Source organism: Streptacidiphilus sp. P02-A3a, assembly GCF_014084105.1.
GTDB lineage: Bacteria > Actinomycetota > Actinomycetes > Streptomycetales > Streptomycetaceae > Streptacidiphilus.
Window position 1 is genome coordinate 9,221,831 of record NZ_CP048289.1, and the last position, 16,724, is coordinate 9,238,554.

General features: G+C 73.4%; 19 protein-coding genes. 10 read left to right on the forward strand and 9 right to left on the reverse strand.

Features of this window, described 5'->3' with window-relative positions; all coding sequences use genetic code 11:
* Positions 1-16: 16 nt before the first annotated feature.
* From GXP74_RS39410 to GXP74_RS39420, 3 genes are all read left to right on the forward strand, one after another.
* A complete protein-coding gene (locus GXP74_RS39410; protein ID WP_182455964.1) occupies positions 17-553 on the forward strand; it encodes a DUF1453 family protein in 537 nt (178 codons plus the stop codon).
* An 81-nt stretch (positions 554-634) separates the two neighbouring features.
* Positions 635-835: a hypothetical protein gene (locus tag GXP74_RS39415; RefSeq protein WP_182455965.1), complete on the forward strand. Its 201-nt coding sequence runs from the start codon at positions 635-637 to the stop codon at positions 833-835.
* Entirely contained in the window at positions 796-1,242 is a 447-nt protein-coding gene (locus GXP74_RS39420; protein WP_370468587.1) for a DUF1348 family protein, read from the forward strand. The genes GXP74_RS39415 and GXP74_RS39420 overlap by 40 nt, the downstream gene beginning before the upstream one ends.
* Before the next feature lie 54 nt (positions 1,243-1,296).
* Here GXP74_RS39420 and GXP74_RS39425 read toward each other — a convergent pair whose 3' ends face one another.
* On the reverse strand, positions 1,297-2,076 hold the full coding sequence (locus GXP74_RS39425; RefSeq protein ID WP_182455967.1) for a helix-turn-helix transcriptional regulator: 780 nt from the start codon (positions 2,074-2,076) through the stop codon (positions 1,297-1,299).
* Positions 2,077-2,140: 64 nt separating this feature from the next.
* Here GXP74_RS39425 and GXP74_RS39430 point away from each other — a divergent pair, with 64 nt between their 5' ends.
* Positions 2,141-3,601 (forward strand): MFS transporter, encoded by a 1,461-nt coding sequence (locus tag GXP74_RS39430; RefSeq protein ID WP_182455968.1) that lies wholly within the window; start codon positions 2,141-2,143, stop codon positions 3,599-3,601.
* Here GXP74_RS39430 and GXP74_RS39435 read toward each other — a convergent pair.
* Positions 3,558-4,772: a pyridoxal phosphate-dependent aminotransferase gene (locus tag GXP74_RS39435; RefSeq protein ID WP_182455969.1), complete on the reverse strand. Its 1,215-nt coding sequence runs from the start codon at positions 4,770-4,772 to the stop codon at positions 3,558-3,560. The two genes, GXP74_RS39430 and GXP74_RS39435, sit on opposite strands and share 44 nt — an antisense overlap.
* A gap of 83 nt (positions 4,773-4,855) precedes the next feature.
* On the opposite strand from GXP74_RS39435, the gene GXP74_RS39440 reads away from it, so the two are divergent.
* Complete coding sequence (locus tag GXP74_RS39440; protein ID WP_182455970.1) at positions 4,856-5,488, forward strand: helix-turn-helix domain-containing protein; 633 nt, start codon at positions 4,856-4,858, stop codon at positions 5,486-5,488.
* 30 nt (positions 5,489-5,518) lie between these two features.
* Here GXP74_RS39440 and GXP74_RS39445 read toward each other — a convergent pair whose 3' ends face one another.
* Positions 5,519-5,908: a helix-turn-helix domain-containing protein gene (locus GXP74_RS39445; protein ID WP_182455971.1), complete on the reverse strand. Its 390-nt coding sequence runs from the start codon at positions 5,906-5,908 to the stop codon at positions 5,519-5,521.
* Between the two features lie 117 nt (positions 5,909-6,025).
* Here GXP74_RS39445 and GXP74_RS39450 point away from each other — a divergent pair, with 117 nt between their 5' ends.
* Positions 6,026-7,000, forward strand: a complete 975-nt coding sequence (locus GXP74_RS39450) for a zinc-binding dehydrogenase (RefSeq protein ID WP_182455972.1) — start codon at positions 6,026-6,028, stop codon at positions 6,998-7,000.
* A 173-nt stretch (positions 7,001-7,173) separates the two neighbouring features.
* Positions 7,174-7,839 carry a C39 family peptidase gene (locus GXP74_RS39455; RefSeq protein ID WP_182455973.1) on the forward strand — a complete coding sequence of 222 codons (666 nt, stop codon included), beginning with the start codon at positions 7,174-7,176 and terminating at the stop codon, positions 7,837-7,839.
* A 108-nt stretch (positions 7,840-7,947) separates the two neighbouring features.
* Here the strand turns inward: GXP74_RS39455 and murF are convergent, their stop codons facing one another.
* From murF to GXP74_RS39475, 4 genes are all read right to left on the reverse strand, one after another.
* Positions 7,948-9,330 carry a UDP-N-acetylmuramoyl-tripeptide--D-alanyl-D-alanine ligase gene (gene murF / locus GXP74_RS39460; protein WP_182455974.1) on the reverse strand — a complete coding sequence of 461 codons (1,383 nt, stop codon included), beginning with the start codon at positions 9,328-9,330 and terminating at the stop codon, positions 7,948-7,950.
* 263 nt (positions 9,331-9,593) lie between these two features.
* A complete protein-coding gene (locus GXP74_RS39465; RefSeq protein WP_225448512.1) occupies positions 9,594-10,007 on the reverse strand; it encodes an STAS domain-containing protein in 414 nt (137 codons plus the stop codon).
* Positions 10,008-10,429: 422 nt separating this feature from the next.
* A complete protein-coding gene (locus GXP74_RS39470) occupies positions 10,430-11,167 on the reverse strand; it encodes a hypothetical protein (RefSeq protein WP_182455975.1) in 738 nt (245 codons plus the stop codon).
* A gap of 315 nt (positions 11,168-11,482) precedes the next feature.
* A complete protein-coding gene (locus tag GXP74_RS39475) occupies positions 11,483-12,073 on the reverse strand; it encodes a DUF6461 domain-containing protein (protein WP_182455976.1) in 591 nt (196 codons plus the stop codon).
* Between the two features lie 108 nt (positions 12,074-12,181).
* On the opposite strand from GXP74_RS39475, the gene GXP74_RS39480 reads away from it, so the two are divergent.
* Positions 12,182-12,811 (forward strand): alpha-ketoglutarate-dependent dioxygenase AlkB, encoded by a 630-nt coding sequence (locus tag GXP74_RS39480; RefSeq protein ID WP_182455977.1) that lies wholly within the window; start codon positions 12,182-12,184, stop codon positions 12,809-12,811.
* A gap of 67 nt (positions 12,812-12,878) precedes the next feature.
* Here the strand turns inward: GXP74_RS39480 and GXP74_RS39485 are convergent, their stop codons facing one another.
* Entirely contained in the window at positions 12,879-13,823 is a 945-nt protein-coding gene (locus tag GXP74_RS39485) for an NADP-dependent oxidoreductase (RefSeq protein ID WP_182455978.1), read from the reverse strand.
* A gap of 227 nt (positions 13,824-14,050) precedes the next feature.
* Between GXP74_RS39485 and GXP74_RS39490 the strand changes: the two genes are divergently transcribed.
* Positions 14,051-14,896 carry a helix-turn-helix transcriptional regulator gene (locus GXP74_RS39490; protein WP_225448513.1) on the forward strand — a complete coding sequence of 282 codons (846 nt, stop codon included), beginning with the start codon at positions 14,051-14,053 and terminating at the stop codon, positions 14,894-14,896.
* 28 nt (positions 14,897-14,924) lie between these two features.
* Here the strand turns inward: GXP74_RS39490 and GXP74_RS39495 are convergent, their stop codons facing one another.
* The gene (locus tag GXP74_RS39495; RefSeq protein WP_370468519.1) at positions 14,925-16,226 is read right to left on the reverse strand and encodes a hypothetical protein; all 1,302 of its coding nucleotides are present in this window, start codon (positions 16,224-16,226) and stop codon (positions 14,925-14,927) included.
* A 305-nt stretch (positions 16,227-16,531) separates the two neighbouring features.
* Here GXP74_RS39495 and GXP74_RS39500 point away from each other — a divergent pair, with 305 nt between their 5' ends.
* Entirely contained in the window at positions 16,532-16,714 is a 183-nt protein-coding gene (locus GXP74_RS39500; protein WP_182455981.1) for a hypothetical protein, read from the forward strand.
* The last annotated feature ends 10 nt before the right edge of the window (positions 16,715-16,724 follow it).

Sequence of the window (16,724 nt, forward strand, 5' to 3'; positions counted from 1 at the left end):
AGCCAGGAGGAACACCGTGTTCGACGTCGTACTGATCATCGCCGCCGTGGGCTACGTCATGGCGCGCCGCGTCCGCGGCGAACCGGCCCAGGCCAAACGGATGCTGCTGCTCCCCGCCGTCCTGGTCGCGCTGGGCTGCTCGGACGTGTCCGGGGCCGCCCACAACCCGGCCGCGCTGGCGTTCCTGATCACCACCGCGACCATCAGCGTCGTCTTCGGCGCGCTGCGCGGCCTGAGCACCAGGCTCGCCGAACACGAGGGCATCGCCTACGTGCACTACACAGCCACCACGATCGGCCTGTGGGTGCTGAGCCTGGCGGTCAAGTTCGGGCTGAACGCCGTGTTCCAGGCCGCCGACCCGCACGCGGCAGCGGCGGCGGGCAACAGCCTGCTGCTGACCCTGGGCGCCGGAATGCTCCTCGAAGGCGGGGTCACCCTGAACCGGGCGATGAGCACCAGCAGCCGGGTCATCTGGTCCAAGGGCAAGGACGGCCAACCGCACACCCACTCCGCCTACCTGGACGGTCTGCAGCACCGCCGGAACGACCTGTGACGAGGACCGCCGGCTCGTCGGGGTCCCGGAGGGCTGCTTCGGCGGGGCAACGGCCGGTGGTCTCGCCGCAAGGGGGTAGCCATGGGGCAGGCATGGATGGTTCTGATCGTCGGCAGCGCCCTGCTGGCCATGGGGTTCCGGACCATGAACGGCCGACAGGCCGGGGCCTACCGGCGACCGCGGGTCGCCGCCTGGTCCGGCGTGACCGGGGGCGCGGGTCTCGCCGGGTCCGCGCTGTTCCGCTGCAGCGGCCCGAGCCGTACCCCGCGCGGGCCCCGGTAGCCGGAGCCGGACGGTGGGGGTCCGGCTGGTCAGTGGCGGACCGGACACGGGCGGCGCTGGCCGGGCGACCCGTCCGCCGCTTCCCCCCTTCGATGAGGAATCCGCCCTGGCCGGAGATCACCGCGTTCCTGCGGTCCAAGTGGGAGCGGGAACTCGACTACGCCCTGCGCAAGGAGCTGTGGGCCTTCCGGGGCAGCCGGATCGCGGTGCGGTTCCAGTACGAGTGGCACGACCGCACCGGACAGTGGCACCGCAGCTACGGCAATGAACTGTGGGACTTCGACCAGGACGGGCTGATGCGGCGTCGTGAGGCCGGCATCAACGACACCGACATCGCCGCGGCCGACCGACGGATCTTCGGCCCCCGGCTCGCGTCCGAGCACGGCCTACCGCTTCCGCTGCGCTGAGTGGCGGGCCCGGCCGGTTGTCAGTGGGTGGGTGCAGGATCGGGGTAGCCGGCATCAGGGGTCGGTGATGCCGAGGTGGTGGGACAGTCCGTGGCGGCCGGTCGGGGTCAGCCGCAGGGCGCGGGTGTCGCGCGCGCGGGTGATCCAGCCCGCGGTGAGGAAGGCGTCGACGAGGTCCGCGCCGAGGCGGCCGGCCAGGTGGTGTCGTTGTTCGGTCCAGTCCAGGCAGAAACGGAGGAGCGGGCGCCGTTGGTCGTCGGCGAGGCGGCTCTCGGGCACGCCGAGGCCGGTGAGCACCGGGACCGCGGCCGGGCCGAGGCGGTAGGGGTGGTCCGGGTCGGTCGTCGGCTGCCGCCCGGCGGGCTGCGCCGGGGCGACCGCGGCGGCGGCTGCGGGGTCCGCCGCGGGGACGAGCGCGCCCTGGGTCAGCAGCGCCTCGGTGATGACGACCCCGAGACGGCCCGCCGCGTGGTCGTAGCAGAGGCGTGCCCGGCGCAGCGCCTGGTTGCGGGTGCTGGCGCGGAGCGTCGCGGGGGCCGGTTGGGCGGGGGCGAGGTCGGCCAGGATCTCCAGGATCTCCGCGACGCGGCGCCCGGCGAGTGCGTAGTGGCGGTTCCGCCCTGACTGCTGGACGGTGATCAGTCCGGCCGCGCTCAGCCGGTTCAGTTGGGCGCTGGCGGCCTGCGGCGTGACGCCCGCCTGCTCGGCCAGCGTCCGCGCGGGCAGGCTGCGGCCTCCGGCGAGCGCCATCAGGATGCGGGCACGGGTGCCGTTGGCGAACAGGCTCGCCACGCGGGCGATGTCCGGTTCGCCGATGCGCGCCGATGGGGTCATCCGGCCATTGTCCGGCACGGACACTTCCACCGGCGTGGAAGCGTTTCGCTGCCACCTTCGGGGCATGGACGAGAAGCTTCTGACCCGGCCGCTGCCCGCTGTGCCGGATGCCCTGGCCCGACGCCGGGTGCTGCTGGCGACCGGGGTCAGCTACGTGGTCGTGCTGTTGGACGCGTCGATCGTCAACGTCGCGCTGAACAGCATCTCCACCCGTCTGGCGGTCGGTGTGGACGGCCTGCAGTGGGTGGTCAACGCCTACACGCTGGCGTTCGCGAGCCTGCTGCTGACCGGCGGCACGCTCGCGGACCGGTGGGGCGCGCGCCGCGCCTACCTGGCCGGGCTGCTGCTGTTCACCGTCGCCTCCGCGGGCTGCGGCGTGGCGTCCGGGCTGCCGGTGCTGGCCGCCGGACGCGCGGTGCAGGGCGCCGGCGCGGCACTGCTGGTACCGGCCGCGCTGGCGCTGATCAACCATGCCCACCCGGAGCCGGACCGACGGGCCCGGGCGGTCGGGATCTGGATGTCGCTCGGCGGCGTGGCCATGGCCGCCGGGCCGCCGATCGGCGGCGCGCTGATCACCGCGCTCGGCTGGCGCAGCATCTTCTTCGTCAACCTGCCGATCGGACTGGTCGGGGTGTGGCTGGCGTGGCCGATCGCGGAGCAGCGGATCCGGTCGGTGGCCGGACGCCTCGACCTGGTCGGCCAGGTGACCGCCGTGCTCGCGCTGGGCCTGCCGATCGCCGTGCTCATCCAGGGTCGGGACTGGGGTGCGCCGCTGGTGGGCGCGGCTCTGGCCGCCGCCGCCGCGGCCGCGGTGGTGTTCCTGGTCGTCGAGGCGCGCGGCGCGCACCCGATGCTGCCGCTGTCGCTGTTCCGCAGCCGGGTGTTCGCGGGTTCGACGGTGGCGTCGGCGACCTCGGCGCTGGTCTTCTACGGCCTGCTGTTCGTCTGCGGCCTGTACTTCCAGCAGGTCCGGGGGTACTCGCCGCTGCGGGCCGGGCTGGCGCTGCTGCCGTTGACCGCGAGCGTGGCCTTCGGCGGTTTCGGCTCCGCTCGGGTGGCGCGGCGGTTCGGCGCCCGGTGGTCCATGTGCGCGGCGTTCGGGCTGTACGCCCTCGGGGCGCTCGGCCTGCTCGGCGCCACGCGTACCTCGCCCTATTGGGCGGCGCTCGCGCCGATGCTGGTGATCGGCCTGGCCGGGGGGTTCATCTCCCCGGCGGCCACCGCCCCGGCCCTGGGAACCGTCGAGCGGGGCCGCGCGGGCGTGGCGGCGGCCGCGCTGAACACCGCCCGGCAGTCCGGTTCGGCTGTCGGCGTCGCCGCCTTCGGCTCACTGGTCGGCGGCCTCCACCCGTTCGAGACCGGCCTGCGGGTGGTCCTCGGCCTGATCGCCCTGGCCTCGGTCGCGGCGGCGGCGGTCTGGGCCCGCACCCTCGGCGGCCCGCGCCCTCGGTTCGGGCGGGCGGTCCAGGGTCAGCCGGACCCTAGCTCTGGCGGTACCCGGCGAGGAAGCGGCCGATGCGGCTGATGGCGGCATCCAGGACATCGGCGTGGGGCAGGGTCAGGATGCGGAAGTGGTCCGGGGTCGGCCAGTTGAAGCCGGTGCCCTGGACCACCTGGATCTTCTCGCGCAGCAGCAGGTCCAGGACCAGCTTCTCGTCGTCGTGGATCCGGTGCACCTTGGGGTCCAGCCGGGGGAAGGCGTAGAGCGCGCCCTTCGGTTTGACGCAGGAGACGCCGGGGATCTCGTTCAGCTTCTCCCAGCAGCGGTCGCGCTGCTCGCGCAGCCGTCCGCCGGGGAGGACCAGTTCGCCGATGCTCTGGTGCCCGCCGAGCGCGGCCTGGATGGCGTACTGGGCCGGGGCGTTGGGGCACAGCCGCATCGAGGCGAGGGTGCCCAGGCCTTCGAGGTAGTCCTTGGCGTACTGCTTGGGGCCGGAGACGACGAGCCAGCCGGAGCGGAACCCCGCGACCCGGTAGGCCTTGGACAGGCCGCTGAAGGTCAGGCAGACCAGGTCGGGGGCGAGTACGGCGGCGTGGTGGTGGACGGCGTCGTCGTACAGGATCTTGTCGTAGATCTCGTCGGCGAGCACCATCAGCTGGTGGCGGCGGGCGAGTTCCAGGATGCCGTCCAGGATCTCCTTCGGATAGACCGCGCCGGTGGGGTTGTTGGGGTTGATGATGACCACGGCCTTGGTCCGGTCGGTGATCTTCGCGGCCATGTCGGCGAGGTCCGGGTACCAGTCGGCCGACTCGTCGCAGAGGTAGTGCACGGCCTTGCCCCCGGCCAGCGTGGTGGCCGCCGTCCACAGCGGGAAGTCCGGTGCCGGGATCAGGACTTCGTCGCCGTCGTCGAGCAGCGCCTGGACCGCCATGGAGATCAGCTCGGACACCCCGTTGCCCAGGAAGACGTCGTCGACGCCGACCTCGGGCAGCCCGCGCTCCTGGTAGTGCTGGGCGACCGCGCGCCGAGCGGAGAGGATGCCGCGCGAGTCGGTGTAGCCGTGGGCCTGGGGGAGGGTGCGGATCATGTCCTGCAGGATCTCGCCGGGCGCCTCGAAGCCGAACAGCGCCGGGTTGCCGGTGTTCAGCCGCAGCACGCTGTGGCCTGCCTCCTCCAGCGCGTTGGCGTGCTCGATCACCGGCCCCCGGATCTCGTAGCAGACACCGGCGAGCTTGCTCGACTGCTTGAACTCCATGGGGCGGCCTCCCAGCCGTGGGCGATGCTTTGTTCTACCAAGTAGCTACTTGGAAAGTCCAACTCTTTGTCTACACTGAGCGCATGCCGCACCGAAGTTATGACCAGTACTGCGCCATCGCCCGGGCCCTGGACCTCGTCGGCGAGCGGTGGGCGCTGCTGATCGTCAGGGAACTCCTGGCGGGTCCGCGCCGCTACACCGACCTGCACGCCGACCTGCCCGGGGTCAGCACCGACGTCCTGGCCTCCCGGCTCAAGGACCTTGAGCGCGAGGGCCTGGCCGTCCGCCGGCGGCTGAACCGCGCCGGGGCGACCTACGTGTACGCGCTCACGCCCCGGGGCCTGGGGCTGCTGCCGGTCCTGTCCGCGCTGGCGGACTGGGGCACCCCCGCGCTGGAGCAGCGCCGACCCACCGACGCGGTGCGGGCGCACTGGCTGGCCGTGCCGCTGCTGGCCCGGCTCGCGCCACTGGCCGGAGCGCACACCGGGACCGTCGACGTCCAGCTCGACGAGGGCGCCTTCCACCTGCGCTTCGACGACTCCGGGCCGGGCTACGGGGACGGCCCGGCCGAGCGGGCCGAGGCCAGGCTCACCCTCGACGCCGCCGTCTGCCTGGAACTGACCCGGGGCGAACTGCCGCTCGGGCAGGGGATCAAGGAGGGGACCATCGGGCTCCACGGCAGCGGCCCGCTGGCCGACGCCCTGCGCGCGTCCTGAACGACCGGGCCCGGCTCCGGGGGCAGTCGGCTAGCGACTGCCCGGGGCTGGGCTCGCGTCGTGCGCCTCGCGGGCCGTGGTGATCTCGTCGATATGGGTGTACGCCCAGCCGCGCAGGGTCTGGACGGCCTCGCCGAGGCTGCGGCCGAGGGGGGTCAGCGAGTACTCCACGGTGACCGGGACGGTGGCGAACGCCTGCCGCGCCACCAGGCCGTCCCGCTCCAGCGTCCGCAGCGTCTGGGTGAGCATCTTCTGGCTGATGCCCTCGATCTTCCGGCGCAGCACCGAGAACCGCTGGGTGTCCTGGGCCAGGGCCAACAGCACCAGCGCGGTCCAGCGTTCGCCGATCCGGTCGAAGACCTCGCGGGACGGGCAGGCCAGCCGGAACACGTCGTATTCCACAGGGGTGTTGGTATCCATGGGTAACCTATACCACTTCACAGTGCCTTCTTCTGCTGGGTTACCAGCACTGACTAGCCTCAACTTCCGTGAGCAGGGCCCGGATCGGGGCCCGGCCGAGGGCGTGGGGAGCAGACGATGAAGGCACTGGTGGCAACCGGCGAACCGGGGCAGCTGATCACCTTCGCGGAGGTGGCGGAGCCGAACGCGGCCGACGGGGTGGCCGTGGTCGAGGTGGAGGCGTTCTCGGTGAACCGGGGCGACTACTTCCAGCTGTCCGGCGTCTACGGGACCACGCCCCCGGCCGGGTTCCGTCCAGGGCAGGACATCGCCGGGCGGGTCGTGCGTGGCGCGACCGACGGCAGCGGACCGGCGGTGGGCAGCCGCGTGGTCGGCCACGCCACCGCCGGATGGGCCGAGCGGGTCGCCGTGCCGGTCCACGCGCTGGCCGAACTCCCGGACCGGGTCGGCCCGGTGGAGGCCGCCGCGCTGCCGCTGGCCGGGCTCACCGCGCTGCGGCTGATCCGGACGGCGGGCGCCCTGGCCGGACGCCGGGTGCTGCTGACCGGCGCCTCCGGGGGCGTGGGCCACTACCTGGTGGAGCTCGCCGCGGCGGCCGGGGCCGAGGTCACCGCCGTCAGCTCCACCGCTGAACGCGGCGCGCGGCTGCGGGAGTTGGGTGCGGTCGCGGTGGTCAGGGATCCGGCTGACGCGGTCGGGCGGTTCGACCTGGTGCTGGAGTCGGTCGGCGGCGACTCGTTCACGGGCAGCCTGGCCCGGCTGGCCCCGCGCGGCACCCTGCTCTGGTTCGGCCAGGCCGGTCGGGCCCCGGTGACCATGGACTTCTTCGAGGTCCTGACGCGGGGTGCGGCCGGGGCGACCATCCGGCACTTCTCCCACGCCCACTCCGACCTGCCCGACAGCCAGGACCTGGCCACCCTGGTCCGGCTGGTGGCCACCGGCCGGCTCCACCCGGAGATCGGCCGCACCGCCGACTGGGCCGACACCGCGGCGACCCTGACCGACCTGAGCGCCCGGCGCATCCGCGGCAACGCGCTGCTGACCATCGGTGCGACCGGCGCGAGCGCTCCGGCTGGCAGCATGGACGCATGAGCAGCGGCACGAACCCCCTGACGGCGGGCCGGTCGCCCACGCGCCGCTGACCCGGCCGCCCGAATCCCCGGCGGAACCGGTTGGCGCAGCGGTCTCGCCCGCGCGGGCCGGAGCGCCGGATACTCCAAGGTGGCGGTCGGTACCGCCATCCACCACGGCGAGGAGGCCGTCCGATGACCACGTCCCCCACCACCAACGATCCGGCCGACGGCGGCGTGGTCCGCAACCAGGTGCCGTACTACTCGCAGTGGGAGACACCGGAGCTGGTCGGCGACATCATCGGCGGTCGGATCGACGCCGCCGACGACCCGGCCTGGCACCGGTCCGGGGCCGAGACGGCGGAGGAGTACGGCTACTGGTCCTGGCGCGCCTGCGGCATGGCCTGCCTGCGGATGGCGCTGCGGCACTGGCAGGGCTCGGCGCCGCCGATGATGGACCTGGCCCGGGATCTGCTCGCCGCCGGAGCCTATGTGAAGCGCCCGGACGGCGGCCTGGACGGGCTGATCTACGCGCCGTTCGCGGTGCGCGTCCAGCAGCGCTTCGGGCTGCTCGCACAGGCCAGGCCGGAGCTGCCGGTCGCCGACGTCCGGGCGGAGCTGCGGGCCGGACGGCTGGTGATGCTGTCGGTGCACCCCGCGATCCGCACCCACCTGGTCGACCCGCCGCGCCGGGGCGGCCACCTGGTACTGGCGGTCGGCGCCGACCCGGGGGCGGTCACCTTCCACAACCCGTCCGGGCTGTACCGGGAGTCGCAGGAGTACGCGCGGGTGCCCTGGGACCGGCTTGAGCCCTTCTACGCCGGGCGCGGCGTGGTCCTCGGCCGCACCGCCGAGGCCTGACCCGCCTGGCCTGACCCACCTGACCTGACCCGCCTGGCCTGACCCCCTGGGCCCGATCACCGGCCTGCCCCCGGCCTGCCCCCGCCGGGACGGCGTGGCAGTGGCCGGTCAGCTGTGGCCGGTGGCCAGGGCCCTGGCCACCGCGCGCAGGCCGGAGGCGCGGCTGGACTTGACCAGCACCACGTCGCCCGGCCGCAGCAGGCCGCCGTCCAGTTCGGCCGCCGCCGTGGCCGGGTCCGGCAGCCGGTGCACGGCGCAGCCGTGCTCGGCGGCGGCGGTGGTGATCAGCTCGGCCTCCTCGCCGCCGACGCCGACCACCAGCCCCAGCCCGAGTTCGCCCGCGAGGCGGCCGACCGCCCGGTGTGCCTCCGGCGCGGTGTCGCCGAGCTCGGCCATCGCGCCGAGCACGGCCACCGTGCGGCGTCCGCCGCCCATGGCGGCCAGGGCCTGGAGGCCGGCCCGCATGGATTCGGGGTTGGCGTTGTAGGCGTCGTCGATCACGGTCACGCCGTCCGCGCGGTCGAACAGTTGCATGCGTCCGCCGGTGACCGTGTCGGCCCGGCCGAGGGCGTCCGCGACCAGGTCGGTCGGCAGGCCGAGCCGGTGGGCGACGGCGGCGACCGCCAGTGCGTTGGAGACCTGGTGCGCGCCCAGCAGCCGGAGCGCCACCGGGGCCTTGCCGGTGGGGGTGATCAGCGTGAAGCGGGGGCGGCCGAGGGCGTCCAGGGAGACGTCCTCGGCCCGGATCCGCGCTCGCGCGGAGAGCCCGAACAGGGTGACCGAGCCCTGGGTGCGCTCGGCCATCGCGGCGACCCGGTGGTCGTCGGCGTTGAGCACCGCGATCCCGTCCGGCCCCAGTGCCTCCACCAGCTCGCCCTTGGCCTGCGCGATGACCTCGGGCGTGCCGAACTCGCCGAGGTGCGCCGTACCCACGTTGAGCACCACCGCGACGTCCAGCGGGACCAGCCGGGTCAGCCGACTGAGGTCGCCGAGTCCGCGGGCGCCCATCTCCAGCACCAGGTAGCGGGTCTCCGGGGTGGCCGCGAGCACGGTGAGCGGGACGCCGAGTTCGTTGTTCTGGTTGTCGGCGGTCGCGGTGGTCGGGCCGTCCTGGGCCAGCACCTGGCCGAGCAGGTCCTTGGTGGAGGTCTTGCCGCTGGAGCCGGTCAGCCCGATCCGGGTGGCGGCGGGCAGTCGGCGCGCGGTACTGGCGGCCAGCGCGTCCAGCGCCCGGCGCACGTCGGGGACCAGCACCGCCGGGGCCGGGACCGGGCGCTCGGCCAGCACCAGCGCGGCGCCGTCGGCGACCGCGGCGGCGGCGTAGTCGTGGCCGTCCACCCGTTCGCCCGCGATCGCGACGAAGACACTGCCGCTGGTCACCGCCCGGGAGTCGATCACCACCGGGCCGGTGACCAGCGCGTCCGGGTCGGGGAGCTGGTGCGGGCTGCCGCCCACGACGGCGGCGATCTCGCGCGGACTCAGCGGCAACACGGGCGGCTCCGTTCGTCGTTCCTGGTCTCCGAACCTACCCCGGCGGCCCGGCCCGCCCCGGTCGCCGCGCGGACCGGCTCACGGAACGGCCCGCCCTGCCCGGAGTCCCTACCCGGAGTGCCTGCCAGGAGTCCGAGCGGGCTGCCCGGTTCCGGGACAGCGCCGGACGTGCGCGGTCCCCGGTGCGCACGTTTCACGTGAAACGTGCGCACCGGGGACCGGCGGTGGTGGTCTCGGCAGGCGGGCCGGGTCGATCGGCCGGGTCAGCCCACGTGGGGGCGTGGCGGCGCCGGGATGAGCGGGAATCCGGGGAGCAACCCGGCCAGCCGCAGGGTGCGCAGGATCCGCGGGTCGGTGCAGACCAGCGACAGTTCGCCACCCCGGCGCAGCGCCCGGTCCCGGGCCCGGGCCAGTGGGCCGAGGCCGCCCGCGTCGATGAAGCTGACCCGGCGCAGGTCGACCAGGATCCGGGGGCGGTTGCTGGCGGTGACCTGGTCCAGGTGGGTGCTGACCAGTCCGGCTCCGGCGAGGTCGATCTCACCGGACAGTTCGACGATGGTCAGGCCCTGGACGGTCAGCGTGCAGACGCAGGTGTAGTCGGGCGTGGGCGCCGCAGTGGTCGCCGGGACGGCCAGGGGATGCGGGCGGGGGTGTGCGTCGGGGCACTTCTCGTACACAGGTTGGTCACCACCCTTGGAGCGGGGTGCACCCCCCGGACGCGAAGGCGGGTGCGGCTGCGGCGCGACCTCGCCGCGGGGGCGGCAGTGCGGGCGCCACCGGTGGCCACCAGGGTCCGGGGTGGTGTGCTCGCAGCGAAGTCGGCGGGGGCGTGCGGCGGGGCCGAAGGCCGTGGATCGGCAACCGACCTGGCGCACCTGCCCTTCAGTGTTGGGGCCGCCGTCCGGATGGAGGGTGGGCTGCCTTCTTTTTACCCCCAAAACCCTTGCTGGACCAGCTTCTTGGTAAGTTTTCCCGAACCAGTGAAGGCAGTTGGGCCGAATTGCGTTGACGTTCCGCCGAATTCCGGCGTATCGCCGCGGGCCGTGCACCGCCGTGGCGCGGGTGCTGGCGCATCCACGCCACGGCAGTTGACGCTGTGTCAGTGACGACCGGCGGCGCTGCGACGACGCAGCGCGAACACCACGCCGCCACCCGCGATCACCAGGACACCGGCGATCCCGGCGATCAGCCCGGAGCCGTTGCCGCCACCGGTGTCGGCCAGCGCGGGCCCGGTCGGCGAGGCGGACGCGCTGACGACCGGGGCGGCCGTGGCGGAGGCCGAGCCGGAGGGCGCGGGCGGCGCACTGGCGGTGCCGCCGCTCGACACGCTGGCGGAGGCAGTGGGGGAGGCGCTGGACGACGCGGAGTGGCCGGGGGTGGGCTTGGACGTCACCGGCGCGGACGTCACCGGCGCGGACGTGGTCGGCGCGGCGCAGGCCGCCCCGCTCGTCGCGATCGTGATGGTGCTGGTGTCGCTGTTGTCGCTGAGGTCCGCACCGGGGACGGTCACCTTGACCGTCCAGGAGCCGCCGGTCTCCCACGGCACGTCGGTGAAGACGGCCTGGCCCGGGGTCCGCGCGTTGCCGGTGACGGTCTCGCTGCCGCCGATCCGGTCGCCGCCGTAGGACAGCTGGAGGTCGGCGGTGTGGCCGGTGCTGTCGTCGTCGGTGACCGTGACGGTCGCGGTGCCATTGCTGGAGTCGCAGCCGGCGGCGCCGCTGAAGTCTCTGATGTTGCAGGCGAAAGCGCTCCCGGCGAGGCCCAGGCTGAGCGCGGTGGCCGCAGCGGCGACACCGAGCGTACGCACCGCTACGGTGGTGCGGCGGGATATGGACACGTTCTCCCCATCGATTGGATCAAGACCAGAGGGTGGAGGTCGCGGGGGTGCGTCCAGTGGCGCACACGCAGCGGGCGGCAGGCCGGTAGCACCGACAACCGGAGGCTCTTCCTCCCCACGAGCACGCCTCACATCGTCAGTTCAGCCGTCATGATTGTCAATTGGTGCCGAACCGGGCAATATCCCGCAATTCCCAAGCCCCACAAGCCGGTTGCGGGCCTCCGGGCGGGGCGTTCCCGCTGGTGGAACCCCCGCCAAAGCCGAAGTGGCCATGTCAGAAATCCATACCCAAGGATCACCGCGCGGCCGGTGCCGCTACTGTCGTGGCCGCAGTCGGGCGCTGAGCGTCTCCGCGCCGTGGAGGTCGCCGGGTATGCCGACACCCAGGCTCTCGGCCAGGCCGAGGAACAGCCCGCGCAGTCCCAGCGGACCGGTCTCGTCGCGGTCGGGGTCGGCGCCCAGTGCGAGCAGCTCGGCGTCGAACCGGTGCGGGTCACTGCCGGTGCGGTCCCTGGGCGCAAGGCCGAGGATGGTGTTGAACGCGGTCACGAGCCGGCCGTCCTCGGCGTAGCCGAACTCGACCATGGGCTTCTCGTTGGCGTTCAGCACCAGCGCCGCCGTTCCGATCGAGGCGTTCCGGACCAGGTCGCCGTCCTCCACGCACAGCCACCCGGCGTGCTCCCAGACCCAGGCCCACTGGCCGCACCGCCCGGCGGAGACGACGTTGGCGTCGTCGTCGAAGACGATGTCACCGAAGTCGGCATAGAAGGCCTCCCGGTCGCGCCCGGCGATGGTCGCCGGGTCCGCGCCCATCCGCTCCAGCAGCTGCCCGGCCGTGAGGCCACGCGCGAAGGTGAGGCTCAGCAGCGGTAGATCGCCGTCGTACATCCAGCCCAATCCGGTCATCGCGTCCCCCTTGGTGTCGTCCTGTCCCGCTGCCGAGCAGGCTAGCCGTCGGCTACGACACTCGACCCGCGTTCGAAAACATGTTCGAACAGGGCGTACGCTGGAACGATGACGGTAGCTCTCCAGGGATCCCTGTTCTCGGCGGCCGACACGCTCGCGCTCGGCAGCCTCACCCGGTCGCGCCGTACCGAGCTGGGGTTCGGCGCGTGGATCGACGTCCTGCCCGGGTGGCTGTCCGGCGCCGACTCGCTGTTCGAGTTCCTGGCCGAGTCGGTGGCCTGGCACGCCGAGCGGCGGCAGATGTACGAGCAGGTGGTCAGCGTCCCCCGGCTGCTCGCCCGGTTCGGCGAGGACGACCGGCTGCCGCACCCGGTGCTGGCGCGGGCTCGGGAGGCCCTCAGCGCGCACTACGCGGCCGAGCTCGGCGAGCCCTTCCGCACCGCGGGCCTGTGCTACTACCGGGACGGGCGCGACAGTGTCGCCTGGCACGGCGACCGCTTCGGCCGGGGCAGCAGCCAGGACACCATGGTCGCCATCCTGTCCGTCGGCGAGCCGCGCTCGCTGCTGCTGCGCCCGCGCGGCGGCGGCGCGGACTCGCTGCGGCGGACGCTGGGGCACGGCGACCTGCTGGTGATGGGCGGCTCCTGCCAGCGCACCTGGGACCACGCGGTGCCGAAGACCCCGAAGCCGGTCGGCCCCCGGATCAGCGTCCAGTTCCGCCCACGCAACGTCGCCTGAACGCGGCGTCGCCCGACCGCTCTCCCCCCGGGGAGCGGCCGAGCGACGCGCGTATCGAGCGGTCGGGTCAGGGCAGCAGGACGATCTTGCCCCGGCCGTGCCCCTGCTCGCTCAGGTCCTGCGCGGCCGCCGCCTCGGCCAGCGGCAGGGCGGCGCGGATCGGCAGCTTCAGCGTCCCCGCCTGGAACAGCCGCAGGCCGGCGGCCAGGCCCTGGGCGACCCTGACTCCCTCGCCGCCGCCGCTGAAGCGCACCCCAAGCACCCCGGCCTCGGCCGGGTCGGCCACGGTGACCACCCGCTCGGTGCCGCCGACCAGCTCCACCGACGCCGCCAGCACTCCGGCGCCCGAGGTGTCCAGCACCGCGTCGACACCCTGCGGCGCGGCCGCGCGCACCCGGTCGAACACGCCGTCGCCGTAGCTGACCGGGATCGCGCCCAGCTCGCGCAGGTACTCGTGGTTGGCCTCACTCGCGGTGCCGATCACCCGGATCCCGTCGGCGACCGCGAGCTGCACCACCACGCCGCCCACCGCCCCGGCCGCGCCGTGCACCAGCAGCGTCTCCCCGGCGGTGACCTTGAGCAGTTCCAGCGTCCGGTACGCCGTCTCCGCGGCGACCGGCAGCGCGGCGGCCAGCTCCCAGCTCAGCTCGGCGGGCTTGGCCGCGAGATCGGCGGCCTCGGCCAGCGAGTACTGGGCGTATCCCGCGGCGACCGGTCCGAAGACCTCGTCGCCGACCTTCCAGGCGGTCACCTCGGGACCGGTGGCCACCACCGTGCCGCTCCCCTCCACGCCGAGCACGTGCGGGAGCGGCAGCGCGAACACCTGCTGCAACAGGCCGCGGCGGATCTTCCAGTCGAGCGGGTTGACCCCGACCGCGTGGATCCGGAGCAGCACCTGCCCCGCGCCCGGCGCGGGTACCGGGCTGTCGCTGAGGGTCAGTTGCTCCGCTCCGCCGAAGGCGGCGAACGCGACGGACTGAGCGTGGGTGGGAACAGCGGTGGACTCGGACATGGCAGACCTCTTCCGTGAATCGTCAGTCGTGAATCGTCAGTCGTGAATCGTCAGTCGTGAATCGTCAGCAGGGAAAGACAGTTGGGCAGGTCGGGCGGTGTGTTCGCCGGTGTTCCGCGGCGACACCCAGAGAGTTTCACGCCGGGCCGGTCGGAACGAGTGGGCAGCTTTCCCTAGGATCGGAAATCCCAGGCTCTCCGTCGGTGTTCAGCACTGCGATGAACACCATGAATCGCACCGAACTGGCGGACTTCCTGCGCCGCTCCCGGGAGCGGGTGCGCCCGGCCGACGTCGGCCTGCCGGAGGGGCCGCGCCGCCGCACTCCCGGGCTGCGCCGGGAGGAAGTGGCGCAGGTGTCCGGCATGTCCGCGGACTACTACATGCGGCTGGAGCAGGCCCGCAGCCCGCAGCCGTCCATCCAGATGCTCTCCGCGCTGGCCCGCGCGCTGCGGCTGAGCGAGGACGGCCGCGACCACCTCTACCTGCTGGCCGGGCACCGCCCGCCGCCCGGTCCGGCGGCCGGGGAGGAGATCGGGCCGACGCTGCGCTACCTGCTGGCGCAGATGCCGGACACCCCCATGCAGATCACCAGCGACCTCGGCGACCTGCTGGCGCAGAACCCGGCGGCCGAGGCGCTGTTCGGCTGCGCCTGCACGGTGGAGGGCGAGTACCGCAACATCGCCTGGGCCTGGTTCACCAGGACCCGCACCCGGCAGGCGTTCCATCCGGAGGACTGGGCGCAGGCCAGCCGCTGCCACGTGGCCGACCTGCGCGCCGCCGTGGCCCGGCGCGGCGACGCCGTCTCGGCCGCGCTGGTGCGGCGGCTGCTGGCGCACAGCCCCGAGTTCGCCGGGCTGTGGGCGGAGCACGAGGTGCGGGTGCGCCGCAGCACGGTGCTCCGGCTGCGGCACCCCCGGGTCGGTGAGGTCGAGCTGGCGGCGGAGACGCTGCTGACCCCGGCGGAGGACCAGCGGGTGCAGATCTTCACACCGGTGCCGGGCAGCGGCAGCGGTGAGGCGCTGGCGGCACTGCGCGCGATCGGTGAGGCGCACGTCGGTCTCGACACCATGTGACCGCTTGCACAAGCGCTCTGATGGTCAGTCAGGTCTTCAGTCCGGCCACGGTCCGGGCGCGTTCGTCGAGTTCGCGGGCGGCCCGGGTCTGCCGGTGCGGTCGGATCCGGATCCGCATGGTCTGGAAGTGGTCGTCGCCGCGGGCCGAGGAGACGTAGGCGTAGTCGTCCAGGAACACATGCCAGGTGGCACAGGCGGCTTCGACGTGCCCGAGCTCCAACTGCCGTTGTGCGAGCAGGCCGTTGGCGTGCACCCTGCCCTGCCGCTCCTGGTCGGGCCGGACCCGGTTGGACTGCCGCAGGGCCTTGATCGAGCCGGGCAGGTCGCCGAGTTCGTACAGCACGTGGGCGGTGTGGAACTGGTACGCCGACTCGTCGTAGCCGCCGACCGCGTCGCGCCGCGAGTCGGCCCTGGACAACGCGGCCTCGGTCTCGCGCAGTCGGCTGAACGCCTGGCCGCGGTCCTTGACCATGGCCGCGCCGTGGGCCTGCTGTCCGGCGAGGAACGCCTGCAACCGTGGGCCCGCCGCCGGGGCCGCCTCGGCGGCGGAGTCAGCGAGTTGCAACGCCTTGCTGCCGTAGCCCAGGTTGGCCGCCTGCAACGCCATTCCACGCAGGGTCCGGCAGTAGGTGACGTAGTCCTGGGCGGCGGCGGCCAGCTTCAGCGCCTGGACGTAGTACTGCTGGCCCAGGCCGTGGGCCTTCTCGTACATGGCCATCCAGCCGGTCAGGTAGACCAGGTCGGAGGCGGCGGCCAGCATGTCCGCCTTGACCGGCCCGCTGGCGGAGGCCTTCAGGTACGGGCCGACGGTGTTGACCAGGAAGGCGGCGGCCATCGGCCGGGCGTGGGCGCCGCCGAGCTCGTCCAGGATCGCCGCGATCCGCTCGGTCATGGTCCGCACCGTGGCCACCTCGGGCGCTCCTATGTGGGTGGTGCGTCCGGCGTGCGAGGCCTCCAGCCGCCCGTGCAACTCGCCGTACTCGGGGGCCATCAGCGCCGCCGAGTACATCCCGGCCGCGAGCACGCTCCGGCGGGAGGGGTCCATGTCGGCCCGGCCCAGGTCCATCGTGCCGGAGACCGGGTCCGCGTCCGGGTCCGGCTCCGCCGCGCCGGTGCTCCGGCCGAAGCCCGCCTCCTGCGAGGTGACCGGCCTACCGAGCCGCCGGGACAGGACCTCCAGCACCACCGGCCGCACCCGGAGCCGTGGCACGGTCCCGCCGAGCCAATGCGATACCGCCGATTCGTCGTAGTTCAGTTCCAGTCCGGACTCACTTCCGGCCCGGTTCACCGCACGGGCCAACTGCCCGTTCCCCCAACGTGCTTCCGTCATCAGCGCAGCCAGACCGCGATTGGGCGTACGGGTGCGTGCTGCCATGGCGACCCCCGAACTTTCAAGGCTTTCAAAGTTGTTCGCAGTTTCCCCCGTTCTCCTGTCCGGCGTAACCCCGTTGAATGGGTGTCAGTTTCCGGGGGCGGTAACCGAGTTGCCGGTCACCCGGGGTACATCGTGCCGGACACCCGCCCCCACCAGGAGCAACTCGTGCATTCACCGGTCACCGGACTCGTCCTGATTCTCTGCCGCCACCCGCGGAAACCGCGGCCCCACAGCCACTCGGACCGCTGCCGGCGGTCCACGTGATCACCTTCCGCGTCTACGTCGTCAACCGGGACACCGGCGAACGCCGGGAGCTCGGTGCCGACGCCTACGAACCGAGCGCCACGTCGTTACCGCTCACCGGAGCCTTCGAACTGCCACCCTGCCGCTGCCCGGTCTGCCGCGAGGGCGGGCGGTCGGTGCCCGCCCGCGACGCCTGCTGACGCCGCCCCC